Genomic DNA, 12368 nt, shown 5'->3' with positions numbered 1-12368 from the left:
TTTAATAACCATATGAAAGGAAAGGAAACACTTGCCGGTTACGACATGGTATTAGCATTGTCGCAAAACACCATCAATTATCAGTTTTTACAATTATACAAACGAAACATTATTCACAAAAAATGGGGCGTTTTAGGAGGCAAAACTGCCGATGGAAAAGATTTTCACATTACAGAACAAGATGCAGGATTTAAACAAAAAATAAAAGATTGGATTGCCATTCAAAAAAAGATTGGAAAAGCTAAAGAAGACAAAAAATGGTCTGAGTTTGGCAAATTAATGACACGTAGAGATGAAGAGAATTTGAATTTTACTTTTGGCTGGGACACCACTTTAGCTGCTCCTGAAATCAGTTTCATAAAAGACAATACAAAAGAATTATTTCTAGAGATCGGTTTTAAAAAAGGAAAACTTTATTATAGAGAAGAAGAAACAAAAGAAATTACCGTATTTGACCTAAAAAATTCAGTCTATGCATTTAGAGTTCCTATAGGTCAATTAAAAGTTAACAAGGAACAGATGGTTTTAGATGCTGGAGAAAGTGCAGCAAAAATAATTCGTGAAAGTGGTTTATCTGATAACGATTTTACCATTCAGAGTCTTTTCTTAAATTTTGAAAATGCTAATATTTCAAATTTTGACAAATCAAAAAGCACCTTACCCAAAGGAAGTAGTGAAGCGTTTCAAACTGCCATTGCAAATTACTTCAACCTCACCGTTTCTGACAGTAGTAATCCATATGTTTTAGGATATGGAATTCAACGTAAAAAAATAAGAGCTTCCGAAAAAGCGATGTTTCAACCAACATCATTAGGTTTTTCTACATCATACAGTAATAAAAATAAAAAACCAGGCAAATTTAGTGCGTTTAACTTTTTAATGATGCTAAATGACACCAAACCGCCAAAGACAACAACCGCAGGAATTCTTCCAAAAAGCTTAATTGAATTTGGAAAAGATGTTAGCAGCGCTACGGATGGTGTATTTACCATACAACAGGAACATTTTAATGTTTACTTAAAATCTTTAGATGATTATGTACAATCCACATTTACAAATTTAGATGGTGTCAAACTAAAACATGGATTTAAAAATAACGTCATGGTTTTGACAAGACATCAAAAGAAAAAGGATGATACAATTGACACTACATTTACTATTACCAGAGAACCTGTTAAAAACAATAGTAATAAATCAGGAATTTCTTTACGCTATAAAATTGAGATCCATGTAAAAGTAGTTGTACATGCCTGGTCTATAAAAGTTGGTGAAAAAACACTGTCCACAAAAGGAAAATACAAAAAAGATAAAATTAAAAAGAAAGGTTCTGCAGGCTATTTAGATTTCACGATAAAAACAGGAAAAACAGGACGCTTCGATTTAGATCACAATCTTATAGAACCTAACGTAGCATTTGATCAAAACCCAAACTTATTTGGACATGGTTTCTTGAATGATTTACTCAGCATTCTTACTGTATTTATTTCATGGATAATCCTTGTTGTAGCTGCTATTGTCAATCAAATTGCTACTGATTTAGGAAAGCAAGGAGCAAGCGGTTCCAGTGCATTGATTAAGAAACTTAATGATATTGATGTTTTAAATCAAACCAATAAAGTAATTCTCCCACTTGGAAAAGTATACGCCTTTAAAAATTTACGCATGGAAACCAAACAAGATATTGTTGCCTATGATATTGCGTATGCACCTGTAATTGAAAAATAAAAGCCTTATGAAAGTAGATCCAAAATTTCAAATCACAAAAGATGACAAGGTCACTGTAGATTTCAAAAGCGAATTGATGCAAAATTATTTTCCAGAATCTGCGATTGAAGCTGGAACCACCATTCGCTCATTAATGGTTGCGCCCGAACAACCTTTTATTTTTTGTTTAACTAAAGACAAACAATTACAAGGTATTTTACGTTCAGAAGGTTCTGCTTCTGGATGGGAACAATTAATCTTTTCAAAAGGAGAAGTCACTTCCTTTGAACTCGAATATAATACAGATGAAGATTATTTTCAACTCGCAAAAGTAGAAGATAATAAAGTATGGATTTCAGATGAAATCCCACTCGATTCTACACAATTCACTACACTTGACAAAAGCATTTCTTGGTCTTCTATGGAAGCTGTTAATGAGTCTGAACTCATTAATAAAGTATCTATAGGAGCTGAAAAAGTAGTTTTTGGTACAATAACAAAAGGTGAAGATGCTAAATACTATGTTGCCGATTTGGATGAATTAACGCCAAAACCATGTACTCTTTTTGAAAATGGAATGAAAGTTATTCAATTTGAACTCGGGAATTTTCAATACAATGACGGTGTTTTTATGTTATACGATATTGGAAAAGAACGCTCGTTTGTTTTTCAATCGTTTCCGGATGAACGCTATGGAAAAACATCGAAAGCACGTTTTGATGAAGAAAGAAATATCAACTGTTTTGCCTTGGTAGAATCTGATGACGCCAATGACATTGTATATGGTGCAGGAAAAAATATTCATCAATATATTTCTGGTATTGAAGAAGATACTGTTGATGTTATAAAAATGCCTGGAACTTTTGAAGAAATTAAAAGAATACGAGCTGCCCGAAACGGAGACAATCATACTGTTTGGTCATTAAATGAAAAAGGGCTATACTATCAAACGAATCAGTTTTTCGATCAAGAATCACAACAATTTATTACAAATAAATGGACGAATCCGATTGTGATGGCTAAAGATGCTGAACAATTTTGTTGCGTAAAAGGAAAAGGAATTCGAAACCGATTATTCGCCATCAATACAAAACACGGAAGCGAACTTACACAACTTTGGCAAGATGCTACTACAACATTGTGGAACAAAAACACATTAACAATTAAAGGAATTGATAGTTTAAAAGAAGTTGAATCGTATTCTGCACATATTCAATTTCACAGCAATGCCACAAAAACTTTTCAAGGTTTACAAGTGCAACTAAGTGCTGAGAGCAACCTTTTTGTGTATGTAAATGGCGAAAGCTATCATATTGGTCCTAATCATGAAGTAAGTATTCCATTGACTGTTTCTGCAGAATTCACCGTGATCTGCCCAGTAAAAGATATTGCTTCGTGTAGAATTTTTATAAATGCTGACTTTCTTCAAAAAACAGTCGCTATCAATTTAGCACAACAAGTATTAGAAGACTTAGAAGAGAAAATTACTTCTGGAGATGCCTTGGCTAATGCGCAAAAGCAAAATGGTAAATTATTAGTTGCGAAAGGAACAGACTCTAAAATTTTAAATAGCGTAGCTGCTGGAATTCAAGACATGTTAGCTACAGCTAAAACTATGGAAAATGATGCACCACTAAAACGTACTTCATTTGCTATAGGAACTATAAACTCAACTATTCAAGCACGTGGCGCAGCTGCTTCAAGAACATTTTCTCATCAAGGTTTAACTTTAGGTGATTTTTTACATTCTGTTTGGGATAGCGCAAAAAAAGCTGTAGAATTTGTTATTGAAAAAGTAAAAGATGGCATCAAATTCGTCATTAAAATTGGCAAACAAGTTTTTAATTGGATTGTGAAAACTCTTCGTGAAATTGGAAGTTTTATTCAGAAAATATTTGACACAATTAAGGTATTCTTTAAGGATTTATTTGAATTTTTGGCATTTTTATTTGATTGGGATGCCATTGTAGAAACTAAAAATGCTTTTAAAGATTTTACTAATGAAGCGATTATTTGTTTAAAAGATGAAATAAAAAACATTCGCAAGTTTGTTGATGACACACTTGACAAACAAATCGAAAAGTTTTCACCTGAATTGGTTGATATTCCAGATTCATTGGATAAAATTGATCCTTCGCAACCATCTAAAGAAAACAATGCTGATCCGAAATCGAATTGGTTAAATTCTAAAAAGAGTTATTTACATGATAGTTCTGGAAAACCTATTAGTTCTCAAATACCAACAGACTTCACTAGTGTTTTTCAATCATTTACAAGTCAGTTAAAAGATATTTTGATAAAATCGGGAGAAGGTTTCAAGCTACAAATGGACATCATTATGGATGGCTTCAAGAAGATGATTCAAGGGAAAATGACTTTTTTAGATTTTCTAAAATTATTATTAAACAAACTCGCAGGATTGAGTCTATTCCTAGTCAAACAACTCATGGATTTAATTTTTGTATCGCTTGACACTTTAATCAGTATTGCTCAAGTTGGATTGAACAAAAAATGGGAAATTCCAATCATTACACCATTATACAAAACGGTTACAAAGAGCGACGAACTTACTTTTTTAGATGTGATGTGTTTATTTGTGGCGATCCCAACTACGATTCTTTATAAAATTGGTGAAGGAAAAGCGCCTTTTGGCGAAGGAAAAACCAAAGAAGAATTTATCAATAGAGGTAAAACTATTTTTCAACTTAACTTAAACTAAACAATCATGACACAAGAAATAGATAATACAGCAGAAAACACACTTGATGATGTTGATAGAATATTTACTATTGGTGGTTTAGCAATTTCGGGACTTGGTCTTTTGTTTTACGCTGCCGAAGAAGTAGCCGACAGTACTGAAACTGATTTAGGTTTTGTAGGGACAATTACTAAAACAATATCAATATTGGGGTTAGTTAGCACATTTTGGTCAATGGGACTATTGTATCATAAAAAAATAGAGATTCCTGCAGCGATAAAGTGGATTTTAATTCCAATAATTGTACTCCATATTTTAGTACTAGCTTTAGTTATCGCAATGTTAGCACTAAACACTACAAGTATAAAAAAGATTGGAAAACTAGCTTTAAAATATGTAAAACCAGCCGTTTGCTCACTTGGAGCTATTGGGTTGATTATTGCGATGGCTGCAATGCCAAAGAGACTTTTGAAGATGAGTTACATAGGAAAGGTTATTCACTATTTACCGGCTGGTTTAGGATATCCGCCAATTAATAAAAATATATTTTATGCTTTAGTGATTCTTGTTCGTGCTGGTGGATTGGTTACTTCTTTTGCTGGAGGAATCATCGAACTTACTTCTGAAGATACAGATGAACAGAAACTATTAGAAAACTAGTTTTTTAATAGTATTTTTATTAAACTCAATTTAAAGAAAGAAATGCGCTAACTATTAGCGCATTTCTTTTTAATTCAAAAAGTATTCTCTTAAAATAGAATCATCTTATACGTAGGCAAATAATCACTTAAATGTTTTATAATAAACAACATGAGACGTTAAGCTACGTATAACTATTATAGTAATACGCTAGATTGACAATTTTTAAAAAAGAAGTTTTATTATGAGACAATTGATATTATTATTTTATGTATTTACTTTTCTAAACTATATAAATGCTCAAAATAGTTTATCGAGTACTGAATCATTTGATGAATTGGTAGCATCTTATTCTAAATTTATCTATAAAGATGATTCCAAAGCTTTAGAATACGTAATTAAAGCAAAAGAATTGGCTCTAGTTAATGGGAATACAAAACAACTAACACAAGCTTATTATTATATTTCCAAGTGTCAATATCGATTGAATAAAAATACAGTAGCTTTAAAAAACATTGAATCTGCCATAACTGAAGGTGCAACTGTCAATGATTCGTTTTTTTTACGCAAATGCTTTTTACTGAAAGGAAATATTCTATCTGAATTAGGAGAAGATTCCAAAGCATTAATCTCTTATTTAAAAGCAAAAGAATATGGCAAAAAAACAGGGAATTATATTTATGAAGCTGGTCCTATCACAAATATCGCTTCGATCAAGAAAAAACACAAAGACTTCCAAGAAGCTATTGATCTATATAAAAATGTCTTAACAGACTTAAGCAGTTTAGATAGTACTGCAGATACAACGTATTACAAACTTCTTGCATACATGAATATTGCTGATGCTTTTTTATGGATGGAAAATCCCGATGCTGCGGAGATTTATAATAAAGCCGGATTGAACAAATGTTCTGATACAATTAGAACATGGGCATATTACCCTTTGTTAATGAACAAAGCGATTATCTTTTATCAAAGAGCTCAATATAAAGCATGTATTTCTTTGGCAAAAAAAGTTAGAGATTCCAGCAAAGGTAAAGAGCAAAACCTATACTTAACTTCTTTATTTTACTTAGGAAAAAGTTCTTACAACATAAAGAATTATAAAGAAACCATCCACTATTTAGAAAAGATGTATGATAGCATCAAATCTTCTGCTGATATGGATGCTAACGAAAAAGAGTTGCATAAATTTTTGACACTTGCTTATCATCAAGAGAAAAAACCAGAAAAAATAATGTTTCATTTTCAAAAATATTCAGCACTTGAAAAAAAGCAAAGTATTGAAGATTTAAAACTCAACAATGAAACCCATAAACTAATAGATGTTTCTCCTTTAAAAACAGAAATAGACACGTTGGAAGAGGAGTTAACAACTCAAACAAGAAATAAAAAAGGACTCGTTATTTTAGCTTTAGTTTTTCTATTCCTCTTTTTAAGTAGCATTTTCTATTATAGATTAAGAGAAAAATCTATAAAAAATAAATTTGACGAACTTCTTAAAAAAGTTTCTGAACTTGAAAATAGTCAAGAGAAAAGAACAATTTCTCGAAAAGATAAAGTCTCCGATGAAAATGTAAAAGCAATTTTAGATAAGATTGACAGTTTTGAAAAAGCAGCATATTATTTATCTACAGCATGCAGCTTAAATTTTATGGCAGAAAAATTGGATACGAATGCTACCTATTTATCAAAAGTAATTAATCGATACAAAGGAAAATCGTATTCAACTTATATTACAGAATTACGAATTAATGCTGCTTTGATAAGATTAAAAAACGAAAAAGGACTTCAATCGTATACAATAAAAGCAATCGCAGAAGAATTTGGATTCAAAAGACAAGAAACATTTTCAAGAGCTTTTAAGACACATACAGGGATACATCCTTCTCAATATTTAAAAAACCTTAAAAAAAACAACTGATCTTTTGATAAATCATGAATTCTCAATAGCATAATTTTTATTTTAAGTCAATTTTTTTTTGCTTCAATTAATATTAATCATACAACTCGAAATATTATGAAAAAAAAGAACTTTAAAAATTTACGTCTAAAAAAGTATACCATTTCAAATTTAGCCATACTTCACAAAAGAAGTGGGGGAATTATTGATAACGATACAACATTAGCACCCACAAATCCTAATACGCAAGCATCTATTTATCCTGAATGTACAATTCCGAATGGATCCAATATTTCTGATTGTATTACATCGCGTTTGGTTGATTGTGAATGTAATACCAATACTGGTGCTACAAAAGCTGAATCTCCATCAGAACATCAAAACTGTCCAACAAACAATCTATTTTACCCTAATTTATAAGATTGATAATTCATGATACATCAATACCTTCATTTTATGTTTTAAGAAAAAAAAGGTTGCTTTACCTCATCAATTTTAAACACATTTATGATGAAAAAAAAGAACCTAAAGTTATTAATCCTTAACAAGAAATCTATTTCTAATTTGGTTATTTATGGAGGCGCAGCTCCACCGAGAGCTACAGAAGATACTCTTTACATGACTATGCCTGAAGAAGAAGAAAAGGTAGAAACATTTGCAAGAATGTGTGCAACAACCGTTATCACAACATACTGCCCATCTGCACTTTGTTATTAATAATATTAAAACGAATCAAAACTTATTCATAAAAGATTAAATCATGAAGAAAAAAGTAAAAACATTAGTCCTAAAGAAAAAAACAATCAGTGATTTGCAAGAAACTGTAAAAGGTGGAGAACAAGCTTCTGGAGGTATCATTTGCAAAACATACACTCAAGCGCCACTTCCTCCAATTACCATCCCTGCAGACGCATGTAGAGATACTGTACGAAATTGGTGTGATTCACGTTTTGGTGGTTGTAGGTCCTATTATTGTTAAAACAATAGATAGTTGTTGTAAACAAAAAAACACATTCATATCCAGAATAATATCTCGAATATGGATGTGTTTTTATATTGTGTATATTTAAAAGTTGAGCTTAATTATAGTTTTTAGGCGCTTTTCGTTTTTTAGAAGCTTGTTCGTATACATACCCATATCCTAATAATTCTTTTTCTGAAAATGGTTTTCCGATAAATGTTAATCCTTTTGGTTCTCCTTCTTTGGTGTAACCCATCGGAACTGTCAACGCAGGATATTCGGCAACTGCAGCAAAAGCAGCATGATAGTTATTGATAGACAACACAGCATCTAGGTTATGTTTTTCCATAGGAATATCAAAAAATGTTTTTCCGTTTTCATGTAGTACTCTTTTCATGCTTGAGAATTCTTCCGCACTAGCCTTATCATTTATGATTCCATAAAATAACTTTTGTCCATAAGGCATTGAAGTCAACGAATCTTTTTTATTAAAATCAATTACATCTTGTACAGAAACAAAAGAAATATTGTTTCCTGCATGATTTTTAAAATATTTTGGCAAATCTTTTTGCATGTCTAAATTGAGTAAACTGATAAACTTTGGCAAATCGACTTCTTCTTCTTCAATCTCAATAATGACAGCACCTTCCTTCTTAAGCTGTTCAATAGCAACCACATACAATGTATCTTTTAGTAATCGTTTTACGGCTCCAAAACGTTTTCCTTTTACAGAAACATTTCCATTTTTAATGTCTGTATAAAAATGGTTTGAATGAAATTTAATAGCTGTACTTTTGGAATCTGTTTTATCATAACCGTATAAAGCCGCAAGTAGAATTGCATTATCAATCACGTTTTTTGTCATTGGTCCAGGTGTGTCTAACGTGCTTGAAATTGGTACAATTCCTGAACGACTTAATAAACCTATTGTTGGTTTTAATCCAACGACAGAATTTTGACTTGAAGGTGACAATATTGAACCTGCTGTTTCTGTTCCAACAGCTGCTACTGCAAAGTTTGCGGCAATAGAAACACCACTACCTGAACTTGACCCACCTGTGTCAATTACTTTTCTTCCATAAGGATTTAAGGTTTGCCCACCAACAGCACTATAACCGCTTGGGCAATCGCCACAGAAAAAATATGCCCATTCACTTAAATTCGCTTTTCCTAAAATTAAAGCGCCTTCTTGTTTTAAACGACTTGTTATAAAAGCATCACTTGCATTATTGTTTCTTAAAGCAACTGCACCAACTGTTGTTGGCATTCCAGCAGCGTTTACATTATCTTTTAATAAAATTGGCATTCCAAAAATGAGCGATTTCAATCTTTTGTTTAAAAATTCTTGATCTTTTTGTTTTGCTTCTGCAATAATGTTTGGATTAATACTTATGATAGAATTTAACGACAATTCATTATTCCGATCATATTTTTTGATTCGATATAAATAAAATTTTACTAATGTTTCATATGTAAAGATTCCCGCAGTTCTATTTTTATGTAATTCCAATATATTTTTTTCTAAAATATGTGGTTTCAATTTTTGATAATCTTTTTCTGTAAAGCTTTCCATCTCAGCATCTAAAGAAGATAAAAACAATTGACTATCAATTACTTTTGAATCTAACACTTTAAAATCCGTTAGTTCTTTTGTACTAATTTTAGAAATATCACTTGCTGGTTTTTCTTGTTTTTCTGTTTGCTCTTTTTTTCCACAAGCAATAAATAAAAATACCGTAACTAGAAATATAATTTTCTTCATTTTGATTCGTTATAATATGAATGTATAAATATACAATCTAAAAGTTTAACTACTAGAATGTTATTTTTTAGCTTCTAAATTATAAACTCTTCATTGTTTTTATATATTTGTGATACCAAAAAAAAAATTTATGAAAAAAGTAGTTTTACTTCTACTAATAGGATTTGTCTTTTCTTGCTCAGATGATGTACAAATTCCAGAAATTATACGACCATGTCAACCAGTTGTAGCATCTTTCACTTCAAATATCACTGATACAACAGCAAGACTTAATTGGTGTGGAAGCGTTAACGACGCTGGAGAATGTTTACCTGTTACTGGTGTTACTTGGATTGCATCATATGGTGCCCCAGGATTTGACCCTGATGCAGGAACTATTATAAATGCTCCAACGACAAGCACCAATATTGGTGGACTTACTCCTCAAACATCTTATGAATTCTATGTAAAGTCTGATTGTGACTTAACTAATAACGAATGGTTTGGACCTGTATTGTTTCGTACTTCATGTCCTGCTCCTACAGATTTAGCAATATCTAACTTAACAAAAACTTCTGTAACATTTAACTGGACACCAGGAGGAAGTGAAATTGCTTGGGAGATTAAATACGGACAAGTAGGATTCAATTTAGACGAAGTAGAGACAGTTGCTACAGGAAATAGCTCAGAGCATACTGTAATGAATTTACAACCAAATACAGCTTACGAATTTTATGTTCGTGCAAATTGTAATGATTCTACAGACGGAAGTCAGGCAGGAAGTTCTAGTGGATTTGCTGGACCTTACCAATTCATAACATGTTTGCCTCCGTTAAACTTAACAAGTACACCAACGCAAAATTCGGTTGTGTTAGACTGGGATTCTAATGGTGAAACAAATTGGGAAGTTCGTTATGGAGAAGCTGCAGGATTTAACGTAAATACGGCAACTGCTGTAACAACTAATAACTCAACATATACTGTTACGGATTTATGTCCTGAAACACTATACACATTTGTTGTAAGAAGTGCTTGTGGGACTACAGTAACAAGTGCTTGGATAAATTCTGGAGTTGTTGGAACACCTTCTTTAGGCTACACAGGAATGTACACATACGAAGAAATAGGAAATACAGATGAGCCAGTTTTTGGAGATCCTGCAACTGTTGAAATTGTAAGTGTTTCTGATACTGAAAGAAGTATTACTGTGAAATACTTAGCTAACCTAGATGTTACGGGAATGCAACCAACAATGACATTCAATTTCACATTAAATTGTGATGGAACTGTTAGCGTAAATAACGATCAGGACACAAACTTCAATTGTGGAGGTGATAATGTATTGTTAGGATTAGGCGCTGCTACACCAACTACTTATAATATGATAGATGATACTACTATTGATATTCGATTCATTGAAGACACAGGAAGTGCAATGTGTACGAATGCTCCAATGACCGAGGTTGTTATTAGATTGACAAAGATTTAATCAATACCGATTTACTTACATATAAAAAAAGCTGCATATTTATGATATGCAGCTTTTTTGTTTGTGTATATTTTAAGATTTCGATCTAACCTTTCTATCTATCCCTATCTTTTAAAGAACGAATCTACAAATTCATATTTGTTAAATACTTGTAAATCTTCTATTCCTTCTCCTACTCCAATATATTTTACTGGAATTTGAAATTGATCAGAGATTCCGATGACAACACCACCTTTTGCAGTTCCATCAAGTTTTGTAACCGCTAACGTAGTTACTTCTGTAGCCGCCGTAAACTGTTTTGCTTGCTCAAAAGCGTTTTGACCTGTAGAACCATCTAAAACTAATAATACATCGTGTGGAGCATCTCCAATCACTTTTTGCATTACTTTTTTAACTTTTGTCAATTCCTTCATTAAGTTAACTTTGTTGTGCAATCTTCCCGCAGTATCAATAATGATTACGTCTGCATCTTGTGCTACACCGGATTGTAATGCATCAAAAGCAACAGAAGCTGGGTCACTTCCCATACTTTGTTTTACCAAAGGCACATTAACCCTGTCAGCCCAAACTTGTAATTGATCAATAGCTGCAGCTCTAAATGTATCGGCAGCACCAAGTACAACTTTCAACCCTTGCTTATTGAATTGGTGTGCTAATTTTCCAATTGTTGTTGTTTTTCCAACTCCATTTACACCAACGACCATCAATACATATGGTTTTTTGTCTGCAGGAATTGTGTATTCAGTTTCTTCACCTGAATTTGTTTCAGAGAGTAAGCCTGCAATTTCTTCTCGAAGGATTTTATTTAGCTCTTCAGTTCCTAAGTATTTGTCTTTAGCAACTCTTTCTTCTATTCTATCAATAATTTTCAATGTAGTATCTACTCCAACATCACTGCTGACTAATACTTCTTCTAAATTATCTAAAACTTCATCATCAACTTTACTTTTTCCGGCAACAGCCTTTGTCAATTTAGAAAGAAAACTTGTTTTTGATTTTTCTAAACCTTTATCAAGTGTTTCTTTTTTTTCTGATGAAAATATTCTTTTAAAAAAACTCATAATTTACGGTACTATAGTTAAATGCTGTATACAATTAAGGTAATTGCATAAGTTGCAAAACAAGATACTTAAAAATACGATATGTTTTGCACTGCTGTTTTTACACTAATTGGTAAGTCAATTATCTTGCCTAATTGATAAACATGAAAAACTGTCATGCAAATGTTCATAC

General features: G+C 31.9%; 10 protein-coding genes. 8 read left to right on the top strand and 2 right to left on the bottom strand.

Going from position 1 to position 12368, the window contains the following annotated elements:
* Positions 1-12: 12 nt before the first annotated feature.
* From Q0828_RS22695 to Q0828_RS22665, 7 genes are all read left to right on the top strand, one after another.
* On the top strand, positions 13-1725 hold the full coding sequence (locus Q0828_RS22695; RefSeq protein ID WP_298427115.1) for a hypothetical protein: 1713 nt from the start codon (positions 13-15) through the stop codon (positions 1723-1725).
* Positions 1726-1732: 7 nt separating this feature from the next.
* A complete protein-coding gene (locus Q0828_RS22690; RefSeq protein WP_298427112.1) occupies positions 1733-4423 on the top strand; it encodes a hypothetical protein in 2691 nt (896 codons plus the stop codon).
* A gap of 6 nt (positions 4424-4429) precedes the next feature.
* Positions 4430-5062, top strand: a complete 633-nt coding sequence (locus tag Q0828_RS22685) for a hypothetical protein (RefSeq protein ID WP_298427109.1) — start codon at positions 4430-4432, stop codon at positions 5060-5062.
* 223 nt (positions 5063-5285) lie between these two features.
* The gene (locus Q0828_RS22680; protein ID WP_298427107.1) at positions 5286-6965 is read left to right on the top strand and encodes a helix-turn-helix domain-containing protein; all 1680 of its coding nucleotides are present in this window, start codon (positions 5286-5288) and stop codon (positions 6963-6965) included.
* Between the two features lie 96 nt (positions 6966-7061).
* Positions 7062-7364, top strand: a complete 303-nt coding sequence (locus Q0828_RS22675) for a hypothetical protein (protein WP_298427104.1) — start codon at positions 7062-7064, stop codon at positions 7362-7364.
* Between the two features lie 90 nt (positions 7365-7454).
* Positions 7455-7661 carry a hypothetical protein gene (locus Q0828_RS22670; protein ID WP_298427101.1) on the top strand — a complete coding sequence of 69 codons (207 nt, stop codon included), beginning with the start codon at positions 7455-7457 and terminating at the stop codon, positions 7659-7661.
* 43 nt (positions 7662-7704) lie between these two features.
* Positions 7705-7923 carry a hypothetical protein gene (locus Q0828_RS22665; protein ID WP_298427098.1) on the top strand — a complete coding sequence of 73 codons (219 nt, stop codon included), beginning with the start codon at positions 7705-7707 and terminating at the stop codon, positions 7921-7923.
* Between the two features lie 100 nt (positions 7924-8023).
* On the opposite strand, the gene Q0828_RS22660 is transcribed toward Q0828_RS22665, so the two are convergent.
* Entirely contained in the window at positions 8024-9667 is a 1644-nt protein-coding gene (locus tag Q0828_RS22660) for an amidase family protein (RefSeq protein WP_298427095.1), read from the bottom strand.
* Positions 9668-9797: 130 nt separating this feature from the next.
* Here Q0828_RS22660 and Q0828_RS22655 point away from each other — a divergent pair, with 130 nt between their 5' ends.
* A complete protein-coding gene (locus Q0828_RS22655; RefSeq protein WP_298427092.1) occupies positions 9798-11135 on the top strand; it encodes a fibronectin type III domain-containing protein in 1338 nt (445 codons plus the stop codon).
* Between the two features lie 104 nt (positions 11136-11239).
* On the opposite strand, the gene ftsY is transcribed toward Q0828_RS22655, so the two are convergent.
* Positions 11240-12196, bottom strand: coding sequence for a signal recognition particle-docking protein FtsY (gene ftsY / locus Q0828_RS22650; RefSeq protein WP_298427089.1), 957 nt, complete (start codon positions 12194-12196; stop codon positions 11240-11242).
* Positions 12197-12368: the final 172 nt, after the last annotated feature.

Origin of the sequence: uncultured Kordia sp. (genome assembly GCF_947496985.1) — a bacterium.
GTDB lineage: Bacteria > Bacteroidota > Bacteroidia > Flavobacteriales > Flavobacteriaceae > Kordia.
The sequence above is the reverse complement of the archived record's forward strand: the minus strand, read 5'-3'. Positions and strand labels throughout refer to the sequence as shown.